At 58.1% G+C, this 16012-nt stretch carries 15 protein-coding genes; 6 read left to right on the plus strand and 9 right to left on the minus strand.

The features are described 5' to 3' along the window. Window positions 1–558, minus strand: coding sequence for a helix-turn-helix domain-containing protein (locus BLL38_RS10890; protein ID WP_076962583.1), 558 nt, complete (start codon window positions 556–558; stop codon window positions 1–3). Between the two features lie 163 nt (window positions 559–721). Then, on the minus strand, window positions 722–2887 hold the full coding sequence (locus BLL38_RS10895; RefSeq protein WP_076962584.1) for a WG repeat-containing protein: 2166 nt from the start codon (window positions 2885–2887) through the stop codon (window positions 722–724). A 177-nt stretch (window positions 2888–3064) separates the two neighbouring features. Here BLL38_RS10895 and BLL38_RS10900 point away from each other — a divergent pair, with 177 nt between their 5' ends. Further along, window positions 3065–4255, plus strand: coding sequence for an MFS transporter (locus BLL38_RS10900; protein WP_076962585.1), 1191 nt, complete (start codon window positions 3065–3067; stop codon window positions 4253–4255). Window positions 4256–4326: 71 nt separating this feature from the next. Here BLL38_RS10900 and BLL38_RS10905 read toward each other — a convergent pair whose 3' ends face one another. The 3 genes from BLL38_RS10905 to BLL38_RS10915 all read right to left on the minus strand — a co-directional run bounded on the left by BLL38_RS10905 (window position 4327) and on the right by BLL38_RS10915 (window position 6466). Beyond that, complete coding sequence (locus BLL38_RS10905; RefSeq protein WP_076962586.1) at window positions 4327–4575, minus strand: DUF1652 domain-containing protein; 249 nt, start codon at window positions 4573–4575, stop codon at window positions 4327–4329. A gap of 11 nt (window positions 4576–4586) precedes the next feature. Beyond that, window positions 4587–4838: a CsbD family protein gene (locus tag BLL38_RS10910; protein WP_076962587.1), complete on the minus strand. Its 252-nt coding sequence runs from the start codon at window positions 4836–4838 to the stop codon at window positions 4587–4589. A 131-nt stretch (window positions 4839–4969) separates the two neighbouring features. Continuing rightward, on the minus strand, window positions 4970–6466 hold the full coding sequence (locus tag BLL38_RS10915) for a PAS domain S-box protein (protein WP_076962588.1): 1497 nt from the start codon (window positions 6464–6466) through the stop codon (window positions 4970–4972). Between the two features lie 221 nt (window positions 6467–6687). On the opposite strand from BLL38_RS10915, the gene BLL38_RS10920 reads away from it, so the two are divergent. Continuing rightward, window positions 6688–7656 (plus strand): hypothetical protein, encoded by a 969-nt coding sequence (locus tag BLL38_RS10920; protein ID WP_076962589.1) that lies wholly within the window; start codon window positions 6688–6690, stop codon window positions 7654–7656. A gap of 80 nt (window positions 7657–7736) precedes the next feature. After that, window positions 7737–8363: a transglycosylase SLT domain-containing protein gene (locus BLL38_RS10925; RefSeq protein ID WP_076962590.1), complete on the plus strand. Its 627-nt coding sequence runs from the start codon at window positions 7737–7739 to the stop codon at window positions 8361–8363. A gap of 36 nt (window positions 8364–8399) precedes the next feature. On the opposite strand, the gene BLL38_RS10930 is transcribed toward BLL38_RS10925, so the two are convergent. From BLL38_RS10930 to BLL38_RS10940, 3 genes are all read right to left on the minus strand, one after another. Further along, entirely contained in the window at window positions 8400–9569 is a 1170-nt protein-coding gene (locus tag BLL38_RS10930; protein ID WP_090413012.1) for a hypothetical protein, read from the minus strand. Between the two features lie 14 nt (window positions 9570–9583). Continuing rightward, window positions 9584–10471 carry a nitrilase family protein gene (locus tag BLL38_RS10935; protein WP_076962591.1) on the minus strand — a complete coding sequence of 296 codons (888 nt, stop codon included), beginning with the start codon at window positions 10469–10471 and terminating at the stop codon, window positions 9584–9586. A 142-nt stretch (window positions 10472–10613) separates the two neighbouring features. Next, complete coding sequence (locus BLL38_RS10940; protein ID WP_076962592.1) at window positions 10614–12563, minus strand: flavin monoamine oxidase family protein; 1950 nt, start codon at window positions 12561–12563, stop codon at window positions 10614–10616. Window positions 12564–12802: 239 nt separating this feature from the next. Here BLL38_RS10940 and BLL38_RS10945 point away from each other — a divergent pair, with 239 nt between their 5' ends. From BLL38_RS10945 to BLL38_RS10955, 3 genes are all read left to right on the plus strand, one after another. Beyond that, window positions 12803–13147 carry an FKBP-type peptidyl-prolyl cis-trans isomerase gene (locus BLL38_RS10945; protein ID WP_076962593.1) on the plus strand — a complete coding sequence of 115 codons (345 nt, stop codon included), beginning with the start codon at window positions 12803–12805 and terminating at the stop codon, window positions 13145–13147. Window positions 13148–13342: 195 nt separating this feature from the next. Beyond that, a complete protein-coding gene (locus BLL38_RS10950) occupies window positions 13343–14563 on the plus strand; it encodes a putative DNA modification/repair radical SAM protein (protein ID WP_076962594.1) in 1221 nt (406 codons plus the stop codon). Then, window positions 14560–15393 (plus strand): TIGR03915 family putative DNA repair protein, encoded by an 834-nt coding sequence (locus BLL38_RS10955; RefSeq protein ID WP_076962595.1) that lies wholly within the window; start codon window positions 14560–14562, stop codon window positions 15391–15393. The genes BLL38_RS10950 and BLL38_RS10955 overlap by 4 nt, the downstream gene beginning before the upstream one ends. 120 nt (window positions 15394–15513) lie before the next feature. Here BLL38_RS10955 and BLL38_RS10960 read toward each other — a convergent pair whose 3' ends face one another. After that, window positions 15514–16011, minus strand: a complete 498-nt coding sequence (locus BLL38_RS10960) for an Lrp/AsnC family transcriptional regulator (RefSeq protein ID WP_029296543.1) — start codon at window positions 16009–16011, stop codon at window positions 15514–15516. Window position 16012 lies beyond the last annotated feature (1 nt).

Genomic DNA, 16012 nt, shown 5'->3' on the forward strand with positions numbered 1-16012 from the left:
TCAGTTATAGACCCACAGCACGCGGGCCGGCAGGTCGGTCAGGTTGCCGTAGCGGCAGTGGGCGAAACTGGCCAGGTGAAAGCTGTCGCCGGGGCCGAGGGTGACCGCGTCGGCCTCGCCTTCGACCCACAGCGTCAGGTGGCCTTCAAGCACAAAGCCGGCCTGTTCGGCGCGGTCGCTCATGGTTTGCTCGCCACTGTTGGCGCCGGGTTCGAGCAGGCTGTCGAGGATCGAAAACGCCCCCTGCATGCTGGGCGAGACGAGGATGTCGGTGATGCCATTGGCGTAATACACCGTGCGCCGCTCGTTGGGGCGGGTGACCCAAGCCACCGTCTTGGGCTTGGACAGGCTGTAGAAGTAGGTGGTGGGCACGTCCAGCGCATGGCTGATGGCCGTCAGGTCCGCCACGGTCGGGCGCGACAACCCGCGCTCGACCTGGGACAGGAACCCCACGGAGCGCTCGATCTTTTGCGCCAACTGGGCCAGGGTCAGTTTTTTGTATTTACGCAGGTCGTGGATCAGGATCGCCAGGGCGTCCAGTTCTTCTTGTTTGTCCATGGCGCTTCGTGAAATTCTTTTCTAAAAATTTCATGAAAAATTACAGGATTAATTTCACAGGCGCAAGAGCCCCCCCTTGTAGGAGCGAGCTTGCTCGCGAAAAACCCACAGGCACCACAGGCTCCCTGATAGCGCTGGGTTATCGCTGGCAAGCTGTATCAACTCACTCGCGCTCGAAGCTATCGGTCTGGTTGCCATCGGCATCGAACACATTGATTCGGTTCGGCACCTGCGTATCCCAGATGCTATAGGTCGCTTCGTTGCTGTTGGACGGGAAGCTGTAGCTGGTATACGAACCCAGTTTTTTCACCACGCGGTTGTTTTTGTCGATCAATACCAGGCCTTCAAACCCGTCCATTTGCGCTGAGGCCAGGTTTTTCTGGAAGGGGTTGAGTGTGCTGTAGGTCACCGGCACGCGCAGTTTGCCGTGCACATCGATGGCGCCATAGCGGCTGCCCTTTTGCACCACCGCCATGCCGTTGGAGAACGGGTTGACGTCATCGAAGGGCAGGCTAAAAGGCAGCGCCTTGCCCTGTTCGTTGATAAAGCTGTATTTGCGGCTGCCACGGTCCTGGATCAGCAAGGGCTGGCCCTGGATAAACTGGCCGAAGACCGTCGCGCTGGCCGGGTTGAGTTTTTTCATGCCCAGGTCGTAGACGTCGGTTTGCTGCTTGTCGGCAGAGGTGGCGTAGATAAACGCGCCTTCTGCGTTAACGCTGGAATAGCGCGGCGCCAGCAGTTCCTGGCCACTCAGGCTCCAGGCGCCGTACAGCGAGTCGGAACCATAGGTTTTCTGGCCCGGACGGGCGATGAACACATTGCCGATGACATTGGGGTTGATGTACTTCATCGGCACCACGAGCTGCAATTTCTTGACGTCGTAGATGCCATAGGGGCCGTTGGTTTCGCGCTGGACTACCACCAGCCGGTCGTTTATCTGCTTCTCGATGCTCTCGAACGGCAGTTCATTGAGGGTGTGGGTCCCCGGCACAAAGGCAAAGTACTTGAACAACAGCTGGCTCCAGCCCTCGCCCGAGGATTTTTCGCCGACCATCATCTGGTAGACATCGGGCATCTCGGTGTACTCGATACGCTCGAAGCGTGGCTTGACCACCCATTTTCCCTGGTTATCGATAAAGCCCTTTTTTTCGCTGGCACTGTCGAAGGCAATGTAGCGTTCACGGGGGGGCAGGCTGTTGCTCATTTCCAGATCGATCGTCTGCGGTTGCGCCGGCTCCAGCAGGTAGATGACCACACTGGCAGGCGTGTCTTCAAACTGGTAAGTCACCTGGACATTGCTCAGCTCGCTGTCTGAGCTGGGCAGGCTGCTGGCGAATTTTTCCAGATGATCCTGCACGGCCGCGGCACTTTTGAAGTCGGCGAAGTTATCTGCCATGCGCAACAGTTCGTTGTAGTACGCCTGCAGGTTGGCCTTTTGTTCGGCCGTGGGCGAGGTGTTGGTGCTGCTGCCGCCGCTGTACAGGGTCTTGCCGTCGGCGGTCAGGCCCTGGATCACATAGGACTTGTGCTTTGGCGTGGCCAGTTGCAGGGCGGCGCGTGAATCGCCCAGGGCTGTCAGCTGGTAAGCCTCGCCGTTTTCACCGGTGGCTTTCGGGTTGGCCGGGTCCAGCAGGATTTTCCTGAAGCCTGGGTAAGCCTGGTAGTGCAGGGCAACCTGGAGGCGTTCAACCGGCTTGTTGACCTTCAGCTCGGTGCTGGTGTGGTTTGGCTCTGCTTCACGATTGGCGTCCTCAAGGACCACATCGGCGAACGGCTGTTGGGTGCCATCGCGAAAATGCACGGTCTGGATCTGGTAGCTGCCTTGGCTTTCCTGATCCGGCAGCGCGCCAAGCTTGAGGGTGTCGCGGATTGTTTCGACATCCAGGTTGAGCCCGGAGCCATTGTCGAAAAACACCTGTTGGAAGTGCAGCGGTGTTTGCTTGAGGGTGGTCAACGCCGCCTTCAGTTGTTGATCGGGGAAGGGCGCGAAGGGCTTTTCGTAGCTCAGTTCTTTCTGGGCCTGGGGCTCGTTGGACGCGGGGGTGGCCGGGCCGATTTCCAGGCGCATGCTTTCGATCATCGCGATGCGATTGAGGTTGTCGCGCATATCGAGGATCAGGTAATTCAGGCGTTTTTTCGCTTGCGCCAAGGGCAGGTCCCGAATGCCATCCACACCGCCCTCATCGAGCTGTGCCTCGCTGTACTCGGCGCCTTCAAGCAGGTCGGTGTCAGCATTGCGGCCCAGCAGGTAATACGTTGCGCCGCCGATCACCGCGATCACAATCAAGGCGCTGGCCAATAGTTTGGTGCGCGGCAGAGCTGTTTTCATTGTTCTTGGACTCGTCAGTAGGCTGGCGCAAAGAGAGTAGTACCGTATACACGTTATTCAGGATTGTGGATTTAAATTTTGCATAAATGCATAAAACAGCCTTTTCTGCCGCTCATCCTGCGTTAAGGTAGCGGCTTATTCCCCGCGCAACGCATGCCGCCAGGCAAAGAGAGCAGGATGCTTAAAACCATAAGAAACTACCCCCGCAGCGTAAACCTGCTGCTGTCAGCCACGCTGATTCTGACCCTGGCCAAGGCGATCACCTTTCCGTACATGGTGATCTACCTGTCCAGCCACTTTGCCCTGGGCATCAGCGAAGTGGGTCTGGTGATCGGCAGTTCGCTGATCGTCGGTTCCCTGCTGAGTGTGTATGGCGGTTTCCTCGTGGACCGGGTCAACAGCTACCGGCTGTTGCTGGGCCTGAGCCTGCTGTTCGTGCTGGGGTTTGTCGGCACGCTGCTGGCCCGCGAGCTGTGGCTTTTCTACAGTTGCCTGATCCTGATCAACCTGGCGTATGCGGTGATCGATGTCGCGGTCAAGGCCGGGTTTGCCAGCCTGTTGCCCGTCGATGCGCGCAGTGAAGTGTTTTCCATCAAGTACACCCTGACCAATATCGGCTATGCGGTAGGGCCGTTTTTGGGGGCGATGGTGGCCAAGGTTGATATGAGCCTGCCGTTTGTCTTGTCGGTGCTGCTGGGGATCGGTTTCTTCCTGCTCTACTGGCGCTGGGGCGACCGCAGCCTGGCTACGGTGGACACCGCGCAAAAGCCGGTGCCCTTCCTCGCGGTGGGCCGGGTGCTGCTGCGCGATCATCGCCTGGTGTGCTTCACCCTTGGCGGATTGCTGAGCGCGGTGGTGTTCGGGCAGTTCACTGCCTACCTGTCGCAGTACCTGGTGACCACTTCTGACGCCGAATACACCTACAGCGTAATCAGCGCCATCCTGACCACCAACGCCCTGCTGGTGATCGCCCTGCAATACGTGATTGGCCGGCAGATCAGCCACCGTCACCTGAGCCGCTGGCTGCTCCTGGGGCTGGGCATGTTCATGCTGGGGGTGATGGGCTTTGCGCTGTCCACCAGCGTGTGGTGGTGGGTGGTGTCGATGGCGATCTTTACCGTGGGGGAAATCATCGTGTTCCCCGCCGAATACATGTTTATCGACCGCATCGCCCCGGACCACCTGCGCGGCATGTACTACGGCGCGCAAAACCTCTCCAACCTCGGCGCCGCGCTGGGGCCGGTGTTATGCGGGCTGGTACTGGCCAGCCTGCCGGCGCACTACATGTTCTACATGCTGGCGGGGTTTATCGTGGCCGGGGGGTTGTTCTACTTTATCGGTGCATCGTTGAAGCCACGCTCTTTGTAGGCGTGGCAAGACTCACGCGCGGAGCTGTATCCCCTATCCCACAGGGGATAAGTGCCTACAAAGGGGTGGGGTCAGATGGAGATCGCCCCGCCCACGGTGTTGCTGTGCAACTCATAGCGCAGTTCCTCGACCATCGTCGCGACGTCCTGCGGGGTCTTGAGCTTGTTCACGCTGATCCCGGTGACGACCAGGTCCACGCGGCCGCTTTCGGCATCAAATACCTTCAGCGTCAGTGATGAGTCGCGGCACAGGGTGAATTCGCAGGTCAGCGGCAACAGGGCTTCTTCGATGCAGTTTCGCAGTTGGGCCAGGGTAAACATGCCAGCCCCCATTAACGACGACGCAACAACAGGCCCAGCAGCAGACCCACGCCAGCCACGATTGCCACGGTGGCCAGGGGCTTGCGTTGGGCAAAGTCGCCAACATTGTCCAGCACATCGCCATAGGTCTGTTGCAGTTGGCCGGCTGCCTGGCGGGCTACGCCCCGGGCCTGGAGTTGTTCGTCATCGGTCATCTCGCCGAGGAAATCCTGAGCCTTGCCCACGGCTTTTTCAACGCGGCCTTTGACCTGTTCACTTTTCATGATGCCTCCTTCAAGGGCAAAAAATCACCTTGACCCAGGGCTTCACACCCTGTGCCTACCCTTCAAGGTTAAGCAGCGTATCGGCGTGCAATAAGGCGAATTTGCACTGGTAGCCCTAGTGCATTTGCACCTTATTTTGCGGTTTTTACCCGTCGCTCCCCGGCAAACAGCCCGCGTTCCCGGGCCCAGACGATGGCGGCACTGCGGCTGTGCACATTGAGCTTGGAATACACCGTGGCCACATGATTGCGCACGGTATTGGGCGCCAGCTTCAGGCGCGAGGCGATTTCCTTGTCGGCCAGGCCTTCGCAGATCAACCCCAGCACATCCCGTTCGCGGGCGGTCAGGTCGGTGAAGGCGATGTTTGGCAGGTTGGGGCTGTTGACGCTCTTGGCGTTGGCCAGTTTTTCGATCAGGGTCTGGCTGAACCAGGATGCGTCCTTCATCACTTCCTCGATGGCCGACACCAACTCCAGCTCCGAGCGTTTGCGCTCGGTGATATTCATCATCACCAGCAGGTAACAGGCGGTGTCCTGGATGCACACGGTGTCAGCCGACACCACGCAATCAATCACCTCATGGCCTTTCTTGCGGATCTTCAGGTCATGGCCGTCGAGGTTGCCGGCTTTTTCCAGGGTGGCGAACAGCTGCGTGCAGGCGTCGCGGCTGTCGATAAAGTTGATCTCGCTGATGGATTTGCCGATCAGTTCTTCACTGGTATAGCCGGTGATGCTCATGAACGCATCGTTGACGTCCACCACCTGCAAGTTGTCTGCATCGCACACCAGGGTTGGCACCGGTGTCAGGCGGAAGGACTTGGCAAAGCGTTCCTCGCTCTGGCGCAGGGCGGTCTCGGCCTTGCGCCGGGGCTCAAGGTCGGTGAAGGAAAACAACATGCATTCCTCATCGTTCATATCCAGCGGCTGGCCGGCGACAATCACCAGTTTGCTGCCGCCTTCGGGCAGCTTCAGTTCGGCTTGCATCTGCGGGATGGTCGCCCCTTCGCTCAGGCGCTGGATGGCCAGCTCCTTGCGCTCGGCCTGTTCCAGCACGTCCAGTTCGTACACCGAACGGCCGATCACCTGGTCGCGGTTGTGGCCGGTCATTTCCAGGAAACCCTGGTTGACCTTGATATAGCGCAAATCACTCAAGCGGCAGATCACCGCCGGCGCCGGGTTGGCGTTGAAGGTTTTTTCAAAGCGCTGTTCGGCGCTGGCCCATTCGGTGGCATCGCTCAAGATCAGCACCAGCAACTCCGGCTTGCCGGCGCTGTCGGTGAGCGCCAGGCTGCGCAGGCGATGGACCCAGGTGCGGTCGGTGTCGGCGGTGGGCGTGACTTCGACCACCACGTCACTGAATTCTTCACCGTTGGCCACCCGGCTCAGCGGATAGGCCTCCAGGGCCAGCGGGTGATTGTTGCGATAGCGCAGGCCAAAGCGCTCGGCGTATTCGGCGGTGTTGGCCCCCAGCCCGGCAATCTCGTCCAGGCCGTGCATGGTCAGCGCCGCCTCGTTGGCCCAAAGGATTGTCTGATCGATCTCGGCAAGAATCACCCCGTCGGACAGGCCGGAAATGATCTGCTGCAATTGGCGGCGATTGGTTTCTTGGGCGAGGACGGCCTGGCTCATGGTTTCTCCAAAATGGCTACATAACGACAACGGCGCCTCCTGCTTCCTGTAGGGGGGCATGTCTGGCTGGTGTGGAGTACGACAACTGGCCTTGAGCATAGTGCAGACCGATTTGGCTTGGCGGGGTGCGAATGCACCAGCGCGCCTAGTGCAATTGTGCCGAGACCGTAGACGTCGGCCTGGACACACTGACGGCCTACTCATTTGTCCAAGGAAAGATCATGACCCCTTTATATGAAACCAGCCGCTCGCCCTTTCGTGTGTCCTGGGGCTCGGTACTGGCCGGTAGTGCAATTGCCCTGGTGACCTACCTGGTGCTCAGCGTACTGGGCACCGCCATCGGCGCCAGTGCGGTCGACCCCATGGCGGCTGGCAACCCGTTGAGCGGTTTTGGCACCGGTGCTGGCATCTGGCTGTTTGTCTCCACACTGTTGGCGATTGGCGTGGGTGCTTTCGTCGCCGGCCGCACCGCCCCGGATCGTGGCGGCCTGCATGGCGTCCTGAGCTGGACCATCACCACCTTGCTCACCACCTGGCTGCTGGCGGCATTGGCCACCAGCGTGGTCGGCGCCGCAGGCAATGTGGTGGGCAAAGGCCTGTCGGCGGCCGGTAGCGGCATTGCCGCCGTGGCCCCCGGCATCAGCGACAGCGTCAAGCAGCAGATGGACGAAAAGGGCATCCGCCTGGATTGGGAGAGCCTGCAGGGCGAACTCGACACCTTGCTCAAGCAAAGCGGCAAGGCTGAACTGGATCCGGCCAAGGTCGAGCAAAAAGCCGACCAGGCAGCCGCAGACGGCCAGCAAGCGGCCACTGAGGCCGCCACCAACCCGGCCCAGGCCGCGACCGAGCTCAAGCAATGGTTCGAGCGCGTCAAGGCTTCCGGTGAACCGGCGTTGAATGCCGCCGACAAAGAGGCGCTGGTCAACATCGTCGCCGCCCGAACCGGCAAGAGCCAGGCCGAGGCCAGCCAGATCGTCGAGAACTATGCCCAGGCGTATCAGCAGGCCGTGCAGAAAGTCGAAGAGCTCAAGGCCCAGGCCGAACAAAAGGCTCGCGAAGCGGGTGAAGTCGCAGCCAAGCAACTGTCCCGCGCAGCGTGGAGCACCTTGTTGATGTTGGTATTGGGGGCCGCCTTGAGCTTTGGCATCGGCCGCCTGGCCATTTCGACCCGCAAAGTACCCGTGGCTTGATCAAGGCCCGTTGATGTCTTGACCCCAACACCTGGCGTGAGCGCGTAAACTGTCGGCTTTTTACGCGCTCACGCCAAGGTATGCTTTTGACCCCGCTAAAAACCACAACCCTGTTGTTGCTCACCAGCCTGCTGGCGGCGTGCGGCACCTCACCGCCACGTACCCCTGACGACATCTGCGGCATCTTCCGCGAAAAAGACGACTGGTACGACGCCGCCAAAGTCACCCAGAAGCGCTGGGGCGTGCCGATCCAGGTGCCGTTCGCCATCATGTATCAGGAATCGGGCTTCCGGCAAAACGCCAAGACCCCGCGCAAATACCTGCTGTGGATCATCCCCTGGGGCCGCGTCAGCACCGCCGCCGGCTACGCCCAGGCCAAGGATGAAGTGTGGGGCGACTACCAGAAAAGCACCGGCCGCAACTGGGCCAGCCGCCAGGACTTCGACGATGCCATCGACTTTGTCGGCTGGTACATGGACAAGACCGCCAGCATCAACGGCGTGTACAAATACGACGCCTATGGCCAGTACCTCAACTACCACGAAGGCTGGGGCGGCTACCGTAACCGCACCTACGCCAGCAAGGCGTGGCTGTTGCCGGTTGCCGGCAAGGTCAAGGCCCGCTCCGATCTGTATGCGCGCCAGTATGCAGGGTGCAAGGCGGATCTGGAGCGGGGGTTCTGGGGGCGGTTTTGGCGGTGGTTGTGAGTGAACGGGTAAGGCACATGAGCCTTACCCGCTTGTTTACGCGACCAGTCTTCCCACCAGGGGCACAATCAACAAGGTGCTCAACGCCATCGAGATCACGTTGCCGATATACGGATGAAAGTGGGGGGGCAGTCGCCCTGCAATGGCACAGGCCAGAGGCGGCGCCAGCAGTGCGCCAAGCAACGCACTGGAGCCGATCACCATCCAACTCCCGCCATGGGTCAGCACCGCTGCCGGTACGACCGACACCAGCGGCACATAGGTGGGATACCAACCGCGCTTGATCCACTGGCTGCGCCAGAGTACTACGCCCAATGCCGATGTCAGTGCCTGGGCGCCTATCAGTTGCAGCACCAGCCCCGAGCCATAGGCGGCGCTCATGGGGTTCAAGGCATAGGCCAGCAGGACACCCGCCAGCAGGCCAAGGCTGGCCCATTCATTGCCAAAAAACGGCGCTTCGGTAAAGTCTGCCAGGACCCGGCGCAGGCTCCAGGCCACGCCATAAGACTGTGGCTTGACCGGCACCGGCCTGGTCGGGGCGATATAGCCGGAGCGCACCAGCGCCGGTACGCGCCGACAGACTACAAAGGCAACCACACTGCCTAGCGCCATGCCCAGTACGTTGCCAATCACCACGGGCAAACCCAGGGGGACGCACACAAAATTGACGATCAGCAAGCACAGGGGCGTGACCAGTAGGGCGCCCAGCAGCGCACCGTTGAGGGTGACCTTCCAGCCACCCCCAAACATCAGCACCATCGCCGCCGGCAGGGAAACAAACGCGGCGAAGGTGGGTTGCCAGGTGTCAGCAGTGACCGTCCACCCCCACAACAGGTTGCTCAACAGCAGGCCCAGCAGGGAGCTGCTCACCAGCCACGGCCACAGCCCACTGCCGTAGCAAATCGCAAAGCCTTGCCAGCGCTTGCCGGTGCGGCTGGCCCACCAGGCCAGGTAGGCGCCCGCCAGCAACCCGAGGGAGGCCAGTTCATGCTTGTAGAAGGCTACCTCGCTGATATCCCCCAGTACCCAGCGTAGCCAGGCGATTGGCTCGGGAAAACCCGCCACCATATCGCCGTAGCTGGGCCAGGAGCCTTGATGGGTGAGGGTCGTCCAGAGGATCAGCAGGGCGCTGATGAGCCCCAAGGCGATGATTGCCTTATCGGCCTGAGATCGCTCGGTCCCGGGTTTCGTGAATAGATTTTCCATGGCCCACCCTCCCTTCAGCGTGGCAGGGCGGGGTGTTGGCAATACCCGAGCATCTGATCGTAGAGATCATTGCGCCGGTCACGTTGCAGGTCGTTGAGGCTGTTCCAGATCGGCGCACTGCGGGCGCTGGTCAGGTCGATATCGGCGAACAGGATTTCCTGGCGGTTGGCCGACGCTACATTGCCGATAGGCCAGCCATTGGTCCCGGCAATCAACGAACAGCCCAGGTAGCGTGCATCGCGCTCCTCACCGATCCGGCTGGCGGCGGCGATAAACACATTATTGACGTGGGCGGCGGTCATGGTCAGGTACGACGCCATGCATTTACCGGCCTCGTCGAACAGTGGCGGCGGTGTCCACACCCAGTTGTTGAGGCTGCAAATAATATCGGCGCCTTGCTGGCTGAGGATCCGTGGCACTTCCGGGAACCAGATGTCCCAGCAGATCAACAGGCCAATCCGTCCAATAGGCGTTTCAAACACCGGAAAGCCCAGGTTGCCGGGAGTGAACCAGAGTTTTTCCAGGTTCCACAAATGGGCCTTGCGGTACTTGCCGATCAACCCATCCGGGCCCAGCAACAGTGCAGTGTTGAACAACTGCCGGCCATCGATCTCATTCAGGCCCGCCACCAGATACACCTGGTGCGTGGCCGCAAACGCCATCCAGGCCTGCACACTGGCCCCGCCAGGAACAACCTCGGCATGCTCGAATGCATCCTGGCGACTGTTGAAGAAGTAGCCGCAGTTCGATAACTCGGGCAGCACGATCAGGTTAGCCCCACCATTGACCGCCTCTGCGGCCAAGGCCAGGCTGCGATGAAGGTTGTCTTCGCGGTTATCCAGGCCGACCTGGGGGTCGAACTGCACGACAGCGACGCGGACAGGGCTTGTTGGTTCGCTCATTGGGGGTGACCTCTTATTGTTATGCAACCGGGGTGGTTGAATGTTTAATAAGAATCAACTACATGTTTAAATGGAAGTCGGACGGATCCTGTTGGAATGTGGTTTTTTTCTGACGGTGGATATTGCTAGGGGGGCTCAGGCTTTAATACTTGGTTGAATATTCTGGATAATCTTGCATGGTAAAACCCCCGTTGAAATTTGCCTTGGTTTTGTTGCAGATATTGATGACTGCATCTACTGCTCCCCTGAAACATGGTTCTGTCCAGCCCGCGTCGACCGAAAATGATTCGCCGCAAAGATAGAGGCCGGATTTGTGTGAGAAGTCTCTGTTGTATTTCATTAGGCTGACTGCTTCGTAGTAGGTGCCAGGGCGATATAGTTTGGCGCAGCCGAGTGAGTTTTTATCAGCGATCCATCGTTGGACAACTGCCTGCTCATGGCCTATGTAGGGTGAGATTTTTTCTTTTATGTTTTCTGAGTTCATTAGTATTCTATCTAACTCATCAATGCAGCGCCTAACTAGATCTTTATTGTCAAAAAGTGATAATTTTGTGGCGTCGTCCTCCCAAGTGTAGCTAAGGAGAATGCAGTCGTAGGTGGTATTTTCATTGTAGCGGTACATGTATGTATCATGAATAAAGCTATCAGAAATTATCACTTGAGGGATTTTGGTGTCTTTTGAAAGTAAAGATTTCTTTAAGGGTGCGTATATTTTACAGCTGGTTTCCCAGTGAGCAGTTTTGTAGGCATTTATTGTGTCGAAAGGGAGCATGTCTTGGTCGAAATTTTCAAGTCTTATTTGGGTTTCTATAAGCCATGAGGGAAGCGTCATTATTACGGAGTCGAAGTCCTTGTTGTGTTTTTCAATGTCGGATTCTGAGCTTGACTTCCAGTCATAGCTAACTCGTATTTTGTTGTTGGGTAGTTTGGTCAGTTTTGTAACTGTTGAGTCGGTAAGTAAGCCGTTTTCGGATTCTCTTAGGTGGTCATACAATGATTTCTCGTTTTCGGTGTGCTGCATGAATAGGAGGCACTCTGCAAGTGCTGCGAGTCCGATATAGTTTGGCTTGTTAAATCGCAGTCCCCTTGAGTCGAAAACAGCCGCGCTATGCAGATACGGCGAATCTAGAACACTATTGTCTGGCCTTATGCGGCCATGTATTAACTGTAGATGACTGCTAAAGCCGAAAATTGCGGTACGTAGAGGGTAAAGTGAGCAGATGTCGTAAAATGCCCCCCAGCTACCATCACCGATACCGATTGCATAAAAAATGGCAGACTCTTGAGCGGTCATTCCCATTCCTCCAAAGTCTCCTGGTCTTTCCATGTTCCAATCAGTAATTGCTGGCATTTTCACTAAGTCGCGAAATGAAATGCTCTCATATCGTTCAACTATAGAATTCCAAAGATTTTCCCATTGGTCGTTACCATAAAATTGCTCAACTTTTTGTGTGAGACGCTCGGCAAAAGCCTTCCATTTGGCATAAACTTTTCCTATCTCGTCTCCAGGTGGTGAGGTCGTTCCACTCTCATTCCTCCAAATCAACATGGTTGGTTGAGTTGCGTTGTCAACCCTTCCTTCGCGCAAATAAATACCAGTTGATTTAACCCATGGGCTTCCGGGATTAGGGAAGTTAGTGGAAAGTAGATTGAATTCATTGGCGTAGTAAGCCATAAGTGATCGGCCTTCTTTGGGGTGTTCATCCGATCTGTTAAAAAAAGGCATTCGCATAGCCCCCATCTCAAATGGTGGGCGACCTATATTGTTGGAGTTGTAGTTTCCAAGAACGGTGAGATGTCTGCCGCCTATCCTTTTTGATTTTTCTAGTAATGTAATATGAGTAAAGCCGCAGCGATATAGCTCTCGTGCGGCCGTCAGTCCAGTTATTCCTGCACCAATTATGCAAATTTTATGATCGTTTTCAGTGGCTCTTGCTATTCCCCCATCCAATTCCACCAGTGCTCTATAGTCGAAGCATAAGTCAGGAGGGTTGGGGAAGCGCCCACGCCATTTGCTTTTTGGAGATCTTTTCGAGCGTTGCCGCTGCGCGGCAATGTCGGCAGGGTAGTTAAAATTCGATCCGATGGTCACGTTGACTCTCCATAAAAGCTGGTTAGGTTTCTGTGGTTTCATCGTCCTTTTTTTATTGAGGTTTTAATATAAGTGTTGCGGAATTTTTTAAAGAGGATATTCGTGGATACTTGTAAGATTGTCTCGTGTGGCCTTATGAGTAACTATTAGTTGAGACTGGAATTGTGCTTGCCAATCCCTCCTTGTTCTGAGAAAAGACCTATCTGGGCGATCCCATACAGAAATAATGAGAGTAGCGAATGAACAACGAAGAACTGCAAATCACCGACATCCGCCCAGGCGACGGCAAGACCGTGGTCAAGGGGGCGCTGATCACCACTCAATACACCGGCACCCTGGAAGACGGTACGGTGTTTGATTCGTCCTGGGCGCGGGGCAAGCCGTTCCAGTGTGTGATCGGTAGCGGTCGGGTTATTAAAGGCTGGGACCAGGGCCTGATGGGGATGAAGGTCGGTGGGGTGCGCAAGCTGTTTGTGCCGGCGCATCTGGCGTATGGCGAGCGGGCGATGGGGGCGCATATCCAGCCCAACAGCAATCTGTGTTTCGAGATCGAGTTGCTGGAAGTGTTGACCCGTGATGATTGAAGGCTCAGGGCCGGTCAACTGTTCTCGATATGTTTGAAAAAACGTCGGCAGGCGGATGAAGGCCTGACTGGCAAGCGCAACCCTTGTGGGCTCGACAGCTCCCACAGTTATTTGTTCTACCATTCGCCGATCTCTCCTTGAATGCCGGGTATTGCTGCTGATACTGTACAAAAATACAGTATTCGGTAGCCCCCCATGCAGTTGATCGAAAAACTCAGCATCCTCGCCGATGCGGCCAAGTACGACGCGTCCTGCGCCAGCAGCGGGGCGCCCAGGCGCAGCTCCGAGGGCAAGGCCGGGCTGGGGTCGAGCGATGGCATGGGCATCTGCCACAGCTATACCCCCGATGGGCGCTGTGTGTCGTTGCTCAAGGTGCTGCTGACCAATTTCTGCCTCTACGACTGCCAATACTGCGTCAACCGCCGTTCCAGCGATGTGCCCCGTGCCCGGTTCAACCCGGAGGAGGTGGTGAGCCTGACCCTGGACTTCTACCGGCGCAATTGCGTCAGCGGGCTGTTTCTCAGTTCGGGGATCATCCGCTCGGCGGACTACACCATGGAGCAACTGGTGCGGGTCGCCAAGTTGTTGCGCGAGGCGCATGACTTTCGCGGTTATATCCACCTCAAGACCATTCCCGAAGCCGATCCTGCGTTGATTGCCGAGGCCGGGCGGTATGCCGATCGCTTGAGCGTGAACATTGAATTGCCCACCGATAAAAGCCTGCAGCTCCTCGCGCCCGAGAAGCAGATCGGTTCGATCAAGCAGGCGATGCAGACGATTTTTACCGGCGAGCAAACCGTGCTCAACGAGCCCCGGGCACCGCGTTTCGCCCCGGCCGGGCAAAGTACGCAGATGATTGTCGGCGCCGATGACACGGACGACAGCACTATCCTGCACGGGGCCGAGGCGCTGTATGGCAATTTCAAGTTGCGCCGGGTGTATTACTCGGCCTTCAGCCCGATTCCCAATAGCCCGAAAAGCGTACCCCTGGCGGCGCCGCCATTGATGCGCGAGCACCGGTTGTACCAGGCGGATTTCCTGCTGCGCAGTTATGGTTTCCGCGCCAATGAACTGTTCGCCGGGCCGGGGGATCTGGCGCTGGATATCGACCCCAAGCTGGCCTGGGCCCTGGAGCATCGCGAGGTGTTCCCGCTGGACCTGAACCGTGCCGAGGCAACGTTGATCGCACGTATCCCGGGGATTGGCCTGCGCACCACCGAACGCCTGGTGGCGCTGCGCCTGCAACGCAAGATCCGTTTTGAAGACCTGGCGCGCATGCGCTGCGTGCTGAGCAAGGCCAAGCCGTTTTTCATCACCAGCGACTACCACCCCCAGCAAGCGGAAAGCACCAGTGTGTTGCTGCGCGAGCAACTGCGCGACCGCCCGCCACCGCAACAGATGGGGTTGTGGGGATGATCAGCCTGGAATGCGACAACCTGTTCAGCACCTGGCGCGAGCAGGCGCGCTGGCTGCTCAGCCATCAGGTCGACCCCAGCCATGTCAGTTGGGGCGAAGTGGAAGTAGCGGACCTGTTCGCCACCGACGAGCACTACCCGGCGCACAACGGCCCGTTCCAGGCGCGCATTCCCAAGGCCCTGCTGGAGCTGCTGGAAAGTGCAGCCTGCTACCACGGCGAGCAGCGCTGGAGCCTGTTGTATGAAGTGCTGTGGCGCGTCAGCCATGGCGACCGCACGGCGATGATGGCGGGGGATCAACTGGGCAGCGAGTTGCAGCGGCGGATCAAGCAGGTGCGGCGCGAGGCCCATCACCTGCATGCGTTTGTGCGTTTTATCGCCCTGCCGGCGGCGGCGGGCCCGGAGCTGCCGGAGTACGTGGCCTGGCACGAGCCGGCCCACGATATTTTGCATAGCGCCAGCCAGCACTTTGTCGGGCGCATGGGCCGTCATCGCTGGATGATCGCCACGCCCCTGGACGGGGTGTATTACGACGGTGCGCAGTTGATCCACCAACGCCAGTGCCCGGAGCAATGGCAGCAGTTGGCACAGAATGTCGAGGACCCACACAGTGCCATGTGGCTGACCTATTACAGCCATATCTTCAACCCGGCGCGGTTGAATCCCAAGGTCATGGAAGGGCACTTGCCGAGTCGATTCTGGAAGAATCTGCCGGAGGGTAAGTTGATACCGGGGTTGATCAGTGAGGCGCGGACGGGGAAGCAGCGGGATGGGCAGGCGAGCCTCGTGGCGGCTCGGCGAGGTAAGAAAATATCAAGCGGGCACAGTTAAATGTGGGAGCGGGCTTGCTCGCGATGGCGGTGTATCAGTCAAACAATTATCAACTGACACTCCGCCATCGCGAGCAAGCCCGCTCCCACATTTGATTTTCTGTGTTTCTGGCAGAGCGTTTCAGGCCAACTCAGTCGCCGTATTTTTCACCACCGCCAACTCCGGGTGGGCCACCAGTTTGTCGATGTGCAGCTCATCATTGTTCAACCAGGTTTCCGTCAGTACGCGGTAGTGCTCCATGTCCCGGCAGCGCATGCGCAGGCTGTAGTCGAAGGGCCCGCTGATCAGTTGGCACTCGAATACCTGCGGGCAGGCTTTGACGCAGGCTTCAAAAGCTTTTTGTGCCGAGCGCCCGCTCTGGTTAGACAAGGCCACCAGCACCAGCAAGGACAACCCCGGCGAGACCATCTGCACATCGATGATTGCGCCATAACCGCGGATCACCCCGCGCCGCTCCAGCTTGCGCACCCGCTCCAGGCAGGGCCTGGGCGTCAGGTGCACCAGCGAAGACAGCTTCTCGTAGGTGATGCGCCCCTGATGGCGCAGCACATCGATGATGGCTTCATCAATGCGATCCAGCGCAGGGGAGGAATGGGGTCCGTTGGCCTTGGTATCCATG

This window comes from Pseudomonas gessardii, from assembly GCF_001983165.1.
Classification (GTDB): Bacteria; Pseudomonadota; Gammaproteobacteria; order Pseudomonadales; family Pseudomonadaceae; genus Aquipseudomonas; species Aquipseudomonas gessardii.